This window comes from Archangium sp. (genome assembly GCF_045802675.1).
Lineage (GTDB): Bacteria > Myxococcota > Myxococcia > Myxococcales > Myxococcaceae > Archangium.
Genome location: NZ_JBJMQO010000075.1, coordinates 26,632 through 40,641, shown reverse-complemented (window position 1 = coordinate 40,641; position 14,010 = coordinate 26,632). Strand labels below are relative to the sequence as shown.

General features: G+C 69.7%; 15 protein-coding genes. 13 read left to right on the top strand and 2 right to left on the bottom strand.

The features are described 5' to 3' along the window. The 9 genes from ACJ8AN_RS20275 to ACJ8AN_RS20235 form a co-directional block, all read left to right on the top strand. Positions 1–1,161 (top strand): S16 family serine protease (locus ACJ8AN_RS20275; protein WP_407757051.1); only part of this gene is annotated, 1,161 nt, incomplete at its 5' end. Between the two features lie 302 nt (positions 1,162–1,463). Then, on the top strand, positions 1,464–3,047 hold the full coding sequence (locus ACJ8AN_RS20270; RefSeq protein WP_407757053.1) for a peptide ABC transporter substrate-binding protein: 1,584 nt from the start codon (positions 1,464–1,466) through the stop codon (positions 3,045–3,047). A 3-nt stretch (positions 3,048–3,050) separates the two neighbouring features. Further along, the gene (locus ACJ8AN_RS20265; protein WP_407757050.1) at positions 3,051–3,935 is read left to right on the top strand and encodes an ABC transporter permease subunit; all 885 of its coding nucleotides are present in this window, start codon (positions 3,051–3,053) and stop codon (positions 3,933–3,935) included. Continuing rightward, entirely contained in the window at positions 3,932–4,747 is an 816-nt protein-coding gene (locus tag ACJ8AN_RS20260; protein WP_407757049.1) for an ABC transporter permease, read from the top strand. Before ACJ8AN_RS20265 ends, ACJ8AN_RS20260 begins: the two co-directional genes overlap by 4 nt. Positions 4,748–4,849: 102 nt before the next feature. Continuing rightward, a complete protein-coding gene (locus ACJ8AN_RS20255; RefSeq protein ID WP_407757048.1) occupies positions 4,850–5,305 on the top strand; it encodes a response regulator in 456 nt (151 codons plus the stop codon). A gap of 67 nt (positions 5,306–5,372) precedes the next feature. Beyond that, the gene (locus ACJ8AN_RS20250) at positions 5,373–5,918 is read left to right on the top strand and encodes a YqgE/AlgH family protein (RefSeq protein WP_407757047.1); all 546 of its coding nucleotides are present in this window, start codon (positions 5,373–5,375) and stop codon (positions 5,916–5,918) included. Further along, the gene (locus ACJ8AN_RS20245; RefSeq protein ID WP_407757046.1) at positions 5,918–6,175 is read left to right on the top strand and encodes a BolA family protein; all 258 of its coding nucleotides are present in this window, start codon (positions 5,918–5,920) and stop codon (positions 6,173–6,175) included. The genes ACJ8AN_RS20250 and ACJ8AN_RS20245 overlap by 1 nt, the downstream gene beginning before the upstream one ends. A gap of 18 nt (positions 6,176–6,193) precedes the next feature. Further along, positions 6,194–6,511 carry a Grx4 family monothiol glutaredoxin gene (gene grxD, locus ACJ8AN_RS20240; protein ID WP_407757052.1) on the top strand — a complete coding sequence of 106 codons (318 nt, stop codon included), beginning with the start codon at positions 6,194–6,196 and terminating at the stop codon, positions 6,509–6,511. An 85-nt stretch (positions 6,512–6,596) separates the two neighbouring features. After that, the gene (locus ACJ8AN_RS20235; RefSeq protein ID WP_407757045.1) at positions 6,597–7,865 is read left to right on the top strand and encodes a DUF2914 domain-containing protein; all 1,269 of its coding nucleotides are present in this window, start codon (positions 6,597–6,599) and stop codon (positions 7,863–7,865) included. Positions 7,866–7,886: 21 nt separating this feature from the next. On the opposite strand, the gene ACJ8AN_RS20230 is transcribed toward ACJ8AN_RS20235, so the two are convergent. Further along, positions 7,887–9,128: a macrolide family glycosyltransferase gene (locus tag ACJ8AN_RS20230; RefSeq protein WP_407757044.1), complete on the bottom strand. Its 1,242-nt coding sequence runs from the start codon at positions 9,126–9,128 to the stop codon at positions 7,887–7,889. 126 nt (positions 9,129–9,254) lie between these two features. On the opposite strand from ACJ8AN_RS20230, the gene ACJ8AN_RS20225 reads away from it, so the two are divergent. The 4 genes from ACJ8AN_RS20225 to ACJ8AN_RS20210 all read left to right on the top strand — a co-directional run bounded on the left by ACJ8AN_RS20225 (position 9,255) and on the right by ACJ8AN_RS20210 (position 12,429). Then, complete coding sequence (locus ACJ8AN_RS20225) at positions 9,255–10,655, top strand: cyclic nucleotide-binding domain-containing protein (RefSeq protein WP_407757043.1); 1,401 nt, start codon at positions 9,255–9,257, stop codon at positions 10,653–10,655. 25 nt (positions 10,656–10,680) lie between these two features. Then, entirely contained in the window at positions 10,681–10,836 is a 156-nt protein-coding gene (locus tag ACJ8AN_RS20220; protein ID WP_407757042.1) for a hypothetical protein, read from the top strand. Between the two features lie 12 nt (positions 10,837–10,848). Next, complete coding sequence (locus ACJ8AN_RS20215) at positions 10,849–11,583, top strand: immunity 52 family protein (RefSeq protein ID WP_407757041.1); 735 nt, start codon at positions 10,849–10,851, stop codon at positions 11,581–11,583. A 90-nt stretch (positions 11,584–11,673) separates the two neighbouring features. Next, entirely contained in the window at positions 11,674–12,429 is a 756-nt protein-coding gene (locus tag ACJ8AN_RS20210; protein ID WP_407757040.1) for a hypothetical protein, read from the top strand. Here the strand turns inward: ACJ8AN_RS20210 and ACJ8AN_RS20205 are convergent. Further along, positions 12,426–13,964, bottom strand: a complete 1,539-nt coding sequence (locus tag ACJ8AN_RS20205) for an aminopeptidase P family protein (protein ID WP_407757039.1) — start codon at positions 13,962–13,964, stop codon at positions 12,426–12,428. The genes ACJ8AN_RS20210 and ACJ8AN_RS20205 overlap by 4 nt on opposite strands. Positions 13,965–14,010 lie beyond the last annotated feature (46 nt).

Below are 14,010 nucleotides of genomic sequence, written 5' to 3'. Positions count from 1 at the left end.
CCGGTGTTTCTCCTCGATGAAGTCGACAAGATGTCGACCGATTTCCGAGGCGACCCATCATCAGCGCTGCTCGAAGTCTTGGATCCGGAGCAGAATGCCTCGTTCAACGACCATTATCTGGACTTGGATTACGACCTCTCCAAGGTGATGTTCATTTGCACGGCGAACACCATGCACAACATCCCCGGCCCGCTCCAGGACCGCATGGAGGTCATCCGCATCGCCGGCTACACCGAGCCGGAGAAGCTGAACATCGCGCGGCGCTACCTGATCCCCAAGGAGCAGGAGGCCAACGGCCTGACGGATCTCAAGGTCGACATCACCAACGAGGCCCTGCGCACCATCGTCCACCGCTACACCCGTGAGTCGGGCGTGCGCTCGCTGGAGCGTGAGGTGGGTGGCGTGTTCCGGAAGATCGCGCGCGACATCCTCAAGAATGGCAAGCGCGACATCGTGGTCGACCGCAAGCAGCTGATGAAGTACCTGGGCACCCCGCGCTTCCGCTACGGCGTGGCCGAGCGCGAGGACCAGGTGGGCATCGTCACCGGCCTGGCGTGGACGGAGATGGGAGGAGAGATCCTCACCACCGAGGCCACGATCATGCCGGGCAAGGGCAAGCTCATCATCACCGGCAAGCTGGGCGAGGTGATGCAGGAGTCGGCCCAGGCGGCCATGTCGTACGTGCGCTCGCGCGCCGAGCGGTTCGGAATCGACCGCAAGATGTTCGAGAACTACGACATCCACGTGCACCTGCCCGAGGGCGCCATCCCGAAGGACGGTCCGTCCGCCGGTGTCACCATGTGCACCGCGCTCGTGTCCGCGCTCACCCGCGTCAACGTGCGCCGGGACGTGGCCATGACGGGGGAAATCACCCTGCGCGGCCGGGTGCTGCCCATCGGCGGCCTGAAGGAGAAGACCCTGGCCGCCCACCGCGCGGGCATCAAGACGGTCCTCATCCCGAAGGCCAACAAGAAGGACCTGAAGGACATCCCGAAGAAGATCCGCATGCAGCTGCGCATCGTCCCCGTGGAGTTCGTGGACGACGTGCTGCGCGAGGCGCTGGCCCTCGAGAAGCCCGAGGAGTTCGGCCGCAGGGCGGAATCGTCCAAGACCTCGGATCAGGCGGGTGCTCCGGGCGCCCCGGTCTCGGCTCCGGCGTAGCGGTTGGGCTGATTCGGTGAAGGATTCGCGGGCTCCAGGGGATTCACCCTGGGGCCCGTTGTTTTTTCGTGGGGCAACCAGGGATGCGAGGCACCCTCACCCCGTCCCTCTCCCGGCGGGCGAGGGGAGGGGGCGCATTCAGCAACCCACGTGCCTTGGTGGGCGCGGTACAACCCCTCCCAGTGGCTCCTCCCGTGCGCTCGTCCCGACTCGCCTTGTGGCTCGTCCTGGTCCTCGTGGCCGGAGGCTGTGGCCGGTGCGGCTTCCAGCCCGACCCTGGCGTCAAGGTCGTCGTCCCCGCGATGCCCACCACGCTCGACTGGAGCTACTCGGACCCCACGAGCTGGGCCAACTACCCCGTCATGCTCGCCACCCAGCGCGGGCTCACCTCGCTCGCGCCGGACCACTCCGTCCAGCCCGCGCTCGCCGAGCGTTGGGAGCGCTCCCGCACCGCCAACGGCCAGGAGGTCTACACCTTCCACCTCCGCCAGGACGTGCGCTGGTCCGATGGCCTCACCCCGCTCACCGCCCAGGACTTCGTCATGGGCTGGCACCGCGCCCTCCTGGGCCGCGAGCGCGGAGAAATGTCCGACCTCGCCGGTGCCGGGGAGGTGCTCGAGCTCCAGGAGAAGGGCGCTTCCCCCGAGCAGCTCCAGGCCGCGCTCGCCCGCGTCGGTGTCGAGGCCGTGGACCCGCACACCCTGCGCGTCACCCTGGCCCGGCCTCGCAGCTACTTCCTCGCGCGTCTGGCCAACGTGTACCTCTTCTTCCCCACGCCCTCCGCCGTGCTCACCGGCAAGTCCGAGGAGGCGGTGCGCGATTACTTCGACCGGCCTCGAGATGGGCACCCGCTGGCGCTCGGGCCCTACCGCGTGGAGAGCTGGGACCGCGCCGGCGAGCGCGTGCGGCTCGTCTACAACCCGCACTCCGCCTTCCCGCCGCCGCTCGGCCCCGGCGAGCGTCCCGCCCCCGTGCTCACGCTCCTCAAGTCGGAGATCGGCCCCGCCCTCTACGAGCGCGGCCGGGTGGACTTCGTCTTCGTGGACAGCGCCGTCGCCCTCCAGGGCCGCCGTCCGGACGACCTCCAGCGCGAGCCGCTCCTCTCCACGTATTTCATCGCCTTCAACACCGAGCGCCCGCCGCTCGACCGGCCCGAGGTGCGCCGCGCCATCGCCCGGGCCATCGACCGCGAGGCCCTCATGAAGGGCCTGCTGCCCGCGGTCCGTCCCAGCCACGTCCTCCTGCCTCCGGACCTGCCCGGCGCCGCCACACCCGAGGAAGCCGCGCGCCTGCCCCACTACGAGCCCGAGAAGGCCCGCGCGGAGCTGGCCCAGGTGCCCGGCCTGGACCGTCCGCTGCGGCTCGTCTTCAAGGCGGGAGACTCCTTCGTGCCCGAGGTGGCCATCGCCGAGCGCCTCGCCGCGCAGCTCGCCGCGGTGGGTGTGCGGGTGACGGTGGATGCGCGCTCGGACTTCTCCGCCGAGGTGTCGCGCCGCACCGCCGAGGGCCCTCGCGCCTACGACATGTACATGCGCCGCCTGGGCGCGGACTACGCGCACCCCAACACCTTCTTCACCCTCTTCGAGCGCACCGGCCTGCACCAGACGGGCTGGGAGACGCAGCGGGGCGGCGAGCCGATGGACCGCTTCGAGAAGCTCCTCGACGAGGCCGATGCCGAGCCCGACGAGGCCCGCTCGCGTGCCCTCTACGGCCAGGCCCAGGCGGTGCTGCTCGACGAGCTGGCCGTCATCGCGCCGCTCTACCACCCGGACCGCTACTTCCGGACGCGCGCCTCCCTGCACGGCGTGGACGTGGACCCCTTCAACTTCCTCTCCCTGCGCGAGCTGCGCCTCGGGGAGCCCACCGCCACCGCGGAGGCGCACTGAGCCATGCCTCCCGCGCTCGTCCGACTCGGCCGGCAGTTGGTGCTCGTCCCCATCGTCGCCATCGCGTCCTACTTCCTCATGGCCGCGCTGCCGCTCACCACGGCCGAGGACGCCAAGCGCCAGGTGGCCCCCGAGGTGCTCGCCTCCTACCGGAGGGACCTGGGCCTGGGACAGCCGCTCGGCTTCCTCCGCCCGTGGGAGAAGCTCTTCCGCGGCGAGCGGCTCGGCACCAGCGCCCAGGGCATCACCGGCGACGAGCTGCTGTGGAAGCTCTCCGGCAGCGTGGGCGTGGGACTGGTGGCGCTCGTGCTCGCGCTCGGGTGGGCGCTGGCCTTCGCGCTGCTGCGCGCCCGGTGGAAACGCAGCCGGCTCTCCGTGCTCGGCGACGCGCTGCCGGCCGCGGCCTTCGGTACCCCCGTCTTCATCCCCGCGCTGCTGCTCGCGCCCGCCGTGGTGGAGCGCGGGCACCTGCTGCCCGAATTGAGCGCCGCGCTCGTCATCTCCGTGTGGCCCGGCATCTTCCTCGGCACGCTGGTGGCGGACGCGCTCGAGACGGAGCTGGCCCGAGACTACGTGCGCACCGCTCGCGGCAAGGGCCTGTCCCCGCGCGCCGTGCTGTGGCGCCACGTGCTGCCCAACGTCCTGCCCGCGCTCCTGGACGCCGTGGGCCCCGTGGCCACCGCGCTGCTCGCGGGCTCCTTCGCCGCCGAGCGCGTCTTCGGCCTGCCGTACTTCGGCCAGCTCTACGTCCTCGCCGTGCTCCAGAAGCAGGTGGCCGTCGTCGTGGTGGCCACCACCGTCTTCGCCTCGCTGCTCGTCGCCGTGGGGCTCGCGGTGGAGCTGGTGCGGCTCCTCGTGGACCCGCGCGCGAGGGAGGCCCGCTCATGAGCGCCCGCCGCATCCCGAAACGCGCCTGGGTGGGCCTCGTGCTGCTCGTGGGCCTGGGCCTCACCAGCTGGCTCGCCGCCCGCGTCTTCCCCGAGGCGCTCGCCGCCACCTGCCCCCTGGGCACCGACCCCACCCACCCGGACCGCACGGTGTGCGAGCTGGCGTTCGGGGGCCTCTGGGTCTCCCTGGCCATCGGCCTGGCAGCCGGGGCGCTGTCCACCGTGCTGGGGCTCGGGGTGGCCATGGTGGCGCGGGCCGCGGGTGGCACGCTGGAGCACCAGGTGCTGCGCCTGGTGGACGCCGTCTTCGCGCTGCCGGACGTGCTCGTCGTCATGGTGCTGCAGCTCGCCGGACAGTCGATGCTGGACGCGGGCCACGCGGGCGGCCTGGGCCCCTTTGGCCTCATGGTGGTGTCCCTGGCCCTGGTGGGCTGGGCGGGCCCGGCGCGCATGTTCCGCAACCGCCTGGCCACGCTGGAGGGCCAGGAGTTCATCGCCGCCTCGCGCGCCCTGGGCGCCGGCCGCTGGCACCTGCTGCGCGTGCACCTCTGGCCCGCGCTGCGCCCCTTCGTGCTCGCCGTCTTCCTCAGCCGCCTGCCGACCGCCATCCTCACCGAGTCCACCGTGAGCTTCTTCGGCATCGCCCGCATGGAGCCCATGTCGCTCGGCCGCTACCTCGGCACCAGCTACGCGGCCCTCATCTACGAGGGCGGCGCGCGCGTGGTGCTGCCCGCGTGGGGCCTGCTGGTGCTGCTCGTGCTCGGCGCCTCGCTGTCCTCCCAGGCACTCGGGGCCGGGACGCGCCGTACCTGAGGGAGGCGGCGGCTCGCACTCCAGGTCGTTGCGACTGTGGAATTTCGAGCACGGGTGTGCCCGTTGCCACCACACGAATCCCCCTCTTGCCCAAGGGTTGCCATGTCCATCATCAACGAGGAGCTTCCCATCGCCACGGGTCATGCCCGCTCGAAGACCCGGGAAGACGACAACCTGAAGCTGGAGCCCGTGAAGGGCTCGGTCCTCATCGTCGAGGACGATCCGGTGCACCGCGAGCTGCTGGTGGAACTGGTGTCGCAGTGGGGTTACGAGCCGTTGCCAGTGGGCAGCGCCGAGGAGGCCGAGTTCGCCGTGCGCAACAAGCGCATGGACGCGGCCATCGTGGACGTCTTCCTGCCCGGGCGCAGCGGCACCAACCTCATGGCCCGCCTGCGCGAGAAGTTCCCCCAGTCGGTGCTGATCGGCGTGAGCGCGATGAGCGACGCGTCCATGGCCCGCAAGTGCAAGGGGCTGGGCGCGGACCTGTTCATCGGCAAGCCGCTCCAGCCCGAGAAGCTCGCCCAGGCGCTGCAGTCGCGGCACACCAGCTGGCACTAGCCGGACCCGGGGCCGAGCGGGTACGAATCGGTTGCGCCGAGGGGTCGAAGCGCCGAGACTTCCCTCTGTGCAGACACTTGCTCCCGGCCTTCTCGTGGCCATGCCACAACTGACGGACTCGAACTTCCGGCGCTCGGTCATTCTCATGCTCGAGCACGGGGAGTCCGGCTCGATGGGGCTGATCATCAACCGGGGCGCCTCGCTGACGTTGGGGGATCTGGCGAAGAACCAGTCCCTCACCATCGCCCCCGAGCGGCAGCAGCAGCCCGTCTTCATGGGCGGCCCCGTGGAGAATCACCGCGGCTTCGTCCTCCACGACAACGAGGGTGTGACGGAGAAGCACGAGGTGGTGCCCGGGCTCTTCCTCAGCCTCACCCTGGACACGCTGGGCCCGCTGCTCAAGAACCCGAGCGGCCACCTGCGCTTCTGCCTGGGCTATGCCGGCTGGGGCGCCGGGCAACTGGAGAGCGAGCTGGCCTCCGGCTCCTGGCTCTACGCCGAGGCCTCCGCCCGGCCCGTGCTCGAGAGCGACCCCGGGATGCTCTGGGACCACACGTTGAAGAGCATGGGCGTGGACCCGGCCATGCTCCTGAAGGGGAAGGGACTGAACTGATGCTCGATCCGAACGCCATCCGTGAGCGGATTCTTGGCGCGCTGCCCGGCTCGGAGGTGGAGGTGCGCGACACCACCGGCACCGGAGACCACTTCGAGGCCCGCGTGGTAAGCCCCGGCTTCGCGGGCAAATCCATGGTGGAGCAGCACCAATTGGTGTACGCGCCGCTGCAGGACTGGCTCAAGACTGGCGAGCTGCATGCGCTCGCCCTGAAGACCTATTCGCCCGAGCAGTGGAAGAAGCTCGGGTCTCGCTGACGAGGTAGCCGAACGATGATGACCCAGGAACTGAAGGCCCGTTTCGACAACGACATCCGCAGCCACAAGATCGTGCTCTTCATGAAGGGCAACGCGATGTTCCCGCAGTGCGGCTTCTCCGCGCGCGCGCTGCAGATCCTCCAGCAGCACGGGGACGTGCACACGGTGGACGTGCTGGCCGATCCCGAGGTGCGCCAGGGCATCAAGGAGTACAGCAACTGGCCGACGATTCCCCAGGTGTTCATCAACGGGAAGTTCGTGGGCGGCTCGGACATCCTGATGGAGCTGGAAGAGCGCGGCGAGCTGGCGGACATGGTTGCCGGCAAGCCCGCCTGAGTCCCCGGTAGACGAGGAAGCCTTCGAGGGCGTTCCGCGGAGTGTGCACAGCCTCCGCGGGACGTGTCAGGCTTCCGGCAACGACGTGTCCACGGCAACCCCCCACATCCCTCCTGAAGAGACGGCGGCGGCGCCCGAGCCGGAGGCGCTTGCCCCGGAGCCCGTGGGGCCGCTCGGCGTCGTCGCCGCAGTGCCCTCCGAGGATTTGGGCCCAGCGCACAAGGCGCCCACGCTCAAGGAGCGGGTGAAGGACTTCCGGTCCCGCCATGCGAAGTGGGAGCTGGCGCTCTTCTTCTTCGCGAGCTTCGCCTACGACATCGCCACCCTGCCGCGCATCGACAACCGTTTCGCGCTCACCAAGCAGGGCGTGTACCTGGGCGTGCTGGCGCTGCTGCTGGTGGCGGAGCTGCGCTGGACGTGGCGCGAGGAGCCTCCGCGCTGGCTCGCCCGCGTGTGGCGCTTCCGCGAGGACGCGCTGCACTTCTTCCTCGGCGGCCTGCTCAGCCCCTACACGCTCTTCTATTTCAAGAGCGCCTCCGGGCTGACGGCGTTCGCGTTCCTCGCGGGAGTGTTCGGGCTGATGGTGGCCAACGAGCTGCCGCGCTTCCGCGCCCTGGGGCCCGTGGTGCGCGTGGGGCTCTTCAGCTTCTGCGTCACCTCGTACTTCGCCTACCTGCTGCCGGTGGCGCTCGGCTACTACAGCGGGACGTTGTTCATGGCCGCGGTGGCCGTGTCCGTCGAGGCCACCCTCGTGCTCACCCTGCTGGTGCGTTGGTGGAGCGGCAACCGGCGGCGCGCGCTGCGGCACGTGGCGCTGCCAGGGCTCGGCGTGCAGGGGCTGCTGCTCGGGCTGTACCTGCTCAAGGCCATTCCGCCCGTGCCCCTGTCCATGCTCTCCAGCGGCATCTACCACGGCGTCGAGGTGGTGAAGGGTCCCCGGGGCAAGGACTACCGGCTGCTCCACGAGCGCTCCGAGTGGCGGCTGTGGGAGCACGGGGACCAGGACTTCCGCGCGCGGCCGGGCGACAAGGTCTACTTCTTCGCCAGCGTCTTCGCGCCCACGAGCTTCAAGCTCCAGCACGAGGGAGACCGGGGCACGCGGCTCGTCATCCGCTGGTACTACGAGGACCCGGAGAAGGGCTGGACGGAGTACCACGCCTACGACGACCTCTACCTGGAGCAGGGCGGGCGCGAGCGCGGTTACCGGACGTTCGCGTACGTGACCAACCCCAGGCCCGGCGACTGGCGCGTCGCCATGGAGACGGAGGACGGACGGGAGATTGGCCGCCTGTCCTTCACCGTCACGCCCGACGACTCCCCCGCGCCCCGCCAGTTCAAGGTGGACGCGGGGTAGGGCCGCCCGGTACGGCGGTGGTCAGGCCGCTTTGCGGCGCGCGCCCTGGCGGGCGGAGGCGTATTGCTGGAGCGCATCGGCGGCGCGGCGGTGGCCTCCGGCGTCGCGCAGCTCCTTCTGGAATCCGGCGAGGCGCTGGCGGTAGCCCGGGTCCGTGTCGAGGCGCTCGACGATGTCGCGCAGGGCCTTCGGGTCCAGGGCGTCGCGGGGCGAGAGCGTGTGCCCCAGCCCGAGCTCGCTCACGCGCGAGGCATTGAGGGGCTGATCTCCGAACTGTGGGAAGACGGCCAGCGGCACGCCGTGCCAGAGGCCCTCCATGGTGGAGTTCATGCCGCCGTGGGTGACGAAGACGCGGGCGCGCGCGAGCACGTCGAGCTGGGGCACGCGCTGGCGCACGAGGATGTTGGAGGGAATCGGGCCGAGCGTGGCCGGGTCCGTGCCCTTGCCGCAGGCCATCACCACCTGCCAGCGGGTGTCGCGGAAGGCCTCGAAGCAGGCCTTGTAGAAGTCGGGCCGCTGGTTCATGGGCGTGGTGCCCAGCGAGATGAGCAGCACGGGTTTGCCGTCGAGCTGCTCCAGCGGGAAGTCTCCCCGGTCGTTGCGTGGCAGCACCGACGGGCCGATGAACAGGAAGCGCTCGTCGAAGTTGCCGGCATCCGGCTGGTACGTCCGCGGAACGGGGATGAGGTTCAGGTCCTCGACGGACTGGAACGCCGTGCCGAGCCCCACGCGCGGCACACCCTGGCGCCAATGGAGCACCTCGGAGGTCCACATCAACTCCAGGATGCTCAGCAGGGCCCGGGGGGGAGGCAGGCTCTTCATGGTCTTGCGCATCTCGCGCTTGAGCGTCGGGGAGTGGCTCAGCGCGAAGCTCGTATGGAAGATGGCCTTCGGCAGCTCCAGCATCCCGGCGATGGCGCGGCCCCACATGGCCATTGGATCGTAGACGATGCAGTCGGCCCGCTCCGCGCGGGCCTGCTCCGCCATCCGGGGCGTCTGCAGCATGCCCTGACGCATCAGGCCGAGCAGCCGTGGCATCACCTTCCCGAGCACTGGTCCGTTCGCGCCCCCGGCCATGGAGGCGGGGAGGGTGAGGCGATCATCGAGCAGCCGGAGCGAGGCCCCGGTGTGGCGGACCACCTCCTCGAACTCGCGCGTCACGTGAACGACGACCTCGTCTCCCCGTGAAACGAGCTCCTGGAAGAGGGGCAGCATCGGATTGACGTGGCCGTGAGCGGGGGCCGGATAGAAGAGGAATTTCATGCCCGCACCCTACGCCTCGGGCTGAATCATGGCATCAGCGGGTCCATGCTCCAGGCGACTCGCTCGCCTCCCGCTCCGGCGGACGCTGTGTAGACTCGCCGCCCCCCACTCCCTGGAGACACCCCCGTGCGGATCGCTTCCCCCTGGAGCCAGTATTCGGAGCTGCTCTCGACCGACCATGCCCTGCTGGATTCGCTCGGCACGGTGGCCGTGTACCCGGCGGGCACCTTCCTCATCACCCAGGGCGCGCGGCCCGAGGCGCTGCTGCTGCTGCTCGTGGGCCGCGCCGCCATCTCCCTGCAACGCGAGACCGGCCCCGTCGAGGTGGACCAGGTCGGCAACGGGGACATCCTGGGGGAGATGTCCTTCCTCGGAGATTCGCAGGCGAGTGCCTCGGTGGTGACGCGCTCGGAGTGCCGGGTGCTGCGCATCCCCCGCGAGGCGTTGCATCAGCGGGCGGTGACTGATCCGGGTTTCGCGGCGCGGTTGTACCGGGGCATGGCACGGGTGCTCGCCGAGCGCCTGCGCGAGCGCAACACGCGGCTCTTCGCCGAGGAGCCCTCGGCGGTGGACTACGCGGCGGCCTGGACGGACACGATCGCGGCGCTGCGCTCCATTCAATTGCCGCCGGTGGTGGAGCGCTATGTCGCGGCCTACGAGCAGGTGGGGCACCGCAGTGCCTTCCTGTGGCGCTGGTGCTGGCGCGGCGTGGACGAGACGACGCTGCCGGCGGTCCAGGCCGAGTGGAGGGAGCACCTGCTGTCCACCAAGCTGCTGGCCATCATCCTCAACGTGCTGCTGGATGACCTGGCGGATCAGCGTGGCTCGGAGGCGCTCCTGGAGACGGCGCTGTCCATTCCCTTCCATCCCCAGGGGAAGGAGGCGCCAGCGCCCCGGGTGCCCGAGGAGGACCGGCGCTACTTCGCCCTCATCGCGGAGCTGTGGCACGCCCTCGAGGAGCGCGTGCAGGCGCTTCCGCACCACGCCGTCTACCGCCCGCTCTACATCTTCGACTACCAGCAGGTCTTCAACAGCATGCGCTACTCGGTGCTCACGCGGAACCGGCCGGCGCTGCACAACCTGGCGGAGAACCGGGCGTACTCGCCGCACAACATGAACATGATGGTGTTCGCCACATTGGATTTGATGACGGCGCCCGTGCGCACCGAGGAGCTGGGGGCCATCCGCGAGGCCATCTGGTACGCGCAGAGCATGGGGCAGATCGCCAACATGACGGCCACCTGGCGCCGCGAGGTGGCGGCGCGCGACTTCGCCAGCCGGGTGTTCGTCCAGGCACTCGACGCCGGAGTGCTGACGGCCGGGGAGCTCCAGACGCTGCCCCCGGAGGACATCACCGCGCGCATCGAGTCCTCGGGCATGGAGCAACGGCTGCTGGCCGAGTGGCGCGAGCAGCGCCAGCGATTGGACGTCCTGATGAACCGGGTGCGCTCCTTCGACATGGCCCGGTTGGTGAGGGGCGTGGACACGCTGCTCGGCATGCACCTGGCCGCCCGGGGGCTCATCTAGTGGCGTGTCCGACACGTTTTTCGACATGAAGCAAGCCCAACGGCAGCTTCGGGTAGCTGGAGGGCGGCCGCTTCGCTGGCACGTCGCGGAGCCACGGATGGTGGCCGTGCTCAGGAAGTGGTTCGACCTGAATGACCTTCAAGCAGTCGAGGTCGTCTACACCCAGCCCGTGCTGCCGTGAGGGACGCCACGCATGAGTGAATCCTATGGGGCTGGAGCTTATTGGGGACGCCGGCCAGAGTCGGCCGAGGCGTGCGCTCGGCGCGCGGAGACTTTCTTCCGCCTCCTCGCGGAGTGTCACCCGAGCTATGCCCACTGGTACGAGAAGAGCAACTCCACCCGGAAGGCGCTGCAGCTCGGCTTCGAGCCCACGCGCGAGTCCTTCGAGAGGTTCTTCGGGCGGGAGAAGTACCAGAGCGGGAATGACGGGTTTCACTTCGGAGCCTGGACGGGCCATGTAGAGCAGGACCAGGGCGGTGCGGTCACGTTCCGCTGTGGATCGAAGGCCGAGTTTTCGGCCAACGTGGTGCGCGTCCAATTCCCATACGAGGAATTGGGCCACGAGCGCATGCTCAGCGCGCCGGTGCTCGCGGGCGTCATGCGCGCCATGGCCGTGGCCTGGGAGCCGGACTGGGCGCTCGCGACGGCGGATGGACTGTGGGAGCAACTCTCGGGCGGCAGCCGGATCGGCTGCTTCCTCGGGTGGATGACGTACTTCTCGGGCGAGCGTGGGGAGGTGCCTGCGCTGCCCGCGCCTGTGCGGGTGGAGCCGGTAGGTGACAAGGGCACGCTCGTCATCCTCACGCCCGAACGGCTCACCTCGAGCAATCCCGAGCACGTGGCCCTTGCCTGGCGCGTCCAGATGCTGCTCGAGGAACGAGGGCTGCTCAAGCCAGTGGTCGAGCCTCCGCCTGTCGTGCGCCCATGAGAGAGGGCCGCTTGGCCGAAGAGTCGCAAGAGCTGCTTCGCAGAGAGAGGTTTTGAATTCGTGGCCCGGGTTTTCGTCGCTCCTGCTTCCATGATGCGCTCCCTCCTGCTGGCACTCCTGGTGCTCGTGGGCCTGCCCGGGCTCGCGAGCGCCCAGACCGTCACGCCGTACACTCCCCGGATCGCGGGACAGCCCATGACCTGCATGTCCCCCGAGGGCGTGCCGGTGGCCTTCGTGCCGAACACCTCGCTCGCGGATGTGGGCCTGTGGTTCCCCGCCTGGCCCAATGTTCCGGCGCACGTCGAGTACAACCCCCGCCTGCTGGTGCAACTGCCACCCGAGGCGCAACTCTTCTGGTTCTGGCACACGTGCGCGCACGGGGTGGGGAACGCCTCCAGCGAGGAGGGCGCGGACTGTGGGGCCATCGGGTCCATGATGAGACTGGGGCTCGTGACAGGCGACCAGGTGCTCGCGCTCCAATCCTGGTTCGTGAACGAGCCGGTCCGGGTGCCCTGGGGACATCGGCCCGGGCTCGCGCGCGTGCGGTTGCTGCCCGGGTGCTACTCCCAGGCAGGCGGGGCCGTCGGGGTGTCCGGGTCGAACGGACAGACCTTGCTCACCGGACAGACGAGGCTCCCGTCCGCCCCGAGCGAGGAGTACCCGGGCGTGAAGCGCTGGCGCTTCTGCAGCCACATCCCCGGCGTGTCCGCACCCACCTCGAGCGGCCACGTCACCCAGGGCTCCTGTGACAGGGAGCGGTCGAGGCTCCAGCGGGAGGACGCCAATTACGTTGTCACGGATTGCGTCCTCACCGCGGTGGAGCGCTGTACGGCGCGGGAGCGTTAGCGCTTCTCGCTCCAGAGCTGCTTCATCCAGTCCTCGACGTCCCTCGACTGACGGGGGATGTCCTCGGACAGCACCCGGCAGCCCGTCTTCGTCACCAGGACGTCGTCCTCGATGCGCACGCCGATGCCCCGGTACTTCGCCGGCACCGTCAGGTCGTCCTTCTGGAAGTACAGGCCCGGCTCCACCGTCAGCACCATGCCCGCCTTCAGCTTGCCGTACTTGTAGGCCTCCTGCCGCGCCTGCGCGCAGTCATGCACGTCCAGGCCCAGCATGTGGCTGACGTTGTGCAACGAATAGCGCTTGTAGAACTGGTGCTCGTCCTTGAGCGCCTCCTCCGGCTTCGCCTCGAGGATGCCCAGCTCGTGGAGGCCCTCGGCCAGCACGCGCATGGCCACGCGGTTGGGCTCCATGAAGTCATTGCCCGGCTTCACCGCGTCGATGGCCCGGTCCTGCGCCTCGAGCACCAGCTCGTAGATTTCGCGCTGCTCCTTGGAGAACTTCCCGGAGATGGGCAGCGTACGGGTGATGTCCGCCGTGTAGAGGCTGTTGCCCTCCACGCCCGCGTCCAACAGCAGCAGCTCGCCCTTCTTCAGCTCGCCGTCGTTGCGCGTCCAGTGCAGCACGCACGCGTGGTGGCCCGCGGCGGCGATGGTGCCGTAGCCCACGTCGTTGCCCTCCACCCGCGCGCGCAGGTTGAAGACACCCTCCACCTCGCGCTCGCTCCGGGCCGCCTTCAGCCGGCGGATGACGTCCTCGAAGCCCCGGTGCGTGGAGTCGATGGCCGCCTCCAGCTCGCGCACCTCCTGCTTGTCCTTGAGCAGCCGCATCTCGGACAGGGCCGTGGCCAGCTGCTTGTCCCGCTCGGTGTGCTCGGGCACCGCGCCGTCCACCTTCGCCGAGTGGCCCCGCAGCACGCGCGTGGGCACCACCGCCGCGCCACTCAGGCCCTCCAGGAAGGGCTGCAGCTCCGGCAGGCCGCGCGCCTCGTGCACACCGAAGCGCGCCTGGCTCTCCTTCACGCCCAGCCGCGGGCCCACCCACAGCTCGCCCTTCACCCGGTCCGTGAAGAACGTCGAGTCGCTCCGGCCCGGGTTCGGCTCCACGAAGAGGATGTCCGTGTGGCCGCCACCCTGGTTCGGCCGAAGCACGAGCACGCAGTCGGGCTCCATGTTGCCCGTCAGGTAGTAGAAGTCCGTGCCCGGCCGGAAGCGGTAGTAGGTGTCGTTGGCGCGCACCTTCTCGTGGCCGGTGGGGATGATGAGCGTCTCGCCCGGGAAGAGCTGGGAGAGGGCGCGGCGGCGGGCCTCGAAGGACTCCGCGTACTTCATCTTCGGCGGCGGCTTGCCTACCTGGGGCTTCCACCCCTGCATCATGAAGTCGAGCAGCGCTGGGGGCGGCACCGTGTCGTGGCTGGCGGGCTTCGCCTTCGCCTCCGACTCGGGCGCCACGAGGGACTGCTGCTCGGGGGCCGTGTCCTGCTGCGGCGCGTTCACTGCGACGGCTGACTGGACCTTGGTTTTCGTCGTCTTCGCCATGGGGCCGGACTCTTGAACAACCCCCGCGGCCCCTTCAAGTCCGATG

Coding starts and splice junctions, on each gene's coding strand:
- ACJ8AN_RS20255 (WP_407757048.1), top strand. CDS start 4,850: ATGTCCATCATCAACGAGGAGCTTCCCATCGCCACGGGTCATGCCCGC.
- ACJ8AN_RS20230 (WP_407757044.1), bottom strand. CDS start 9,128: ATGAAATTCCTCTTCTATCCGGCCCCCGCTCACGGCCACGTCAATCCG.
- ACJ8AN_RS20220 (WP_407757042.1), top strand. CDS start 10,681: ATGAAGCAAGCCCAACGGCAGCTTCGGGTAGCTGGAGGGCGGCCGCTT.
- ACJ8AN_RS20215 (WP_407757041.1), top strand. CDS start 10,849: ATGAGTGAATCCTATGGGGCTGGAGCTTATTGGGGACGCCGGCCAGAG.
- ACJ8AN_RS20265 (WP_407757050.1), top strand. CDS start 3,051: ATGCCTCCCGCGCTCGTCCGACTCGGCCGGCAGTTGGTGCTCGTCCCC.
- ACJ8AN_RS20260 (WP_407757049.1), top strand. CDS start 3,932: ATGAGCGCCCGCCGCATCCCGAAACGCGCCTGGGTGGGCCTCGTGCTG.
- ACJ8AN_RS20245 (WP_407757046.1), top strand. CDS start 5,918: ATGCTCGATCCGAACGCCATCCGTGAGCGGATTCTTGGCGCGCTGCCC.
- ACJ8AN_RS20210 (WP_407757040.1), top strand. CDS start 11,674: ATGATGCGCTCCCTCCTGCTGGCACTCCTGGTGCTCGTGGGCCTGCCC.
- ACJ8AN_RS20270 (WP_407757053.1), top strand. CDS start 1,464: ATGCCCACCACGCTCGACTGGAGCTACTCGGACCCCACGAGCTGGGCC.
- grxD (WP_407757052.1), top strand. CDS start 6,194: ATGACCCAGGAACTGAAGGCCCGTTTCGACAACGACATCCGCAGCCAC.
- ACJ8AN_RS20205 (WP_407757039.1), bottom strand. CDS start 13,964: ATGGCGAAGACGACGAAAACCAAGGTCCAGTCAGCCGTCGCAGTGAAC.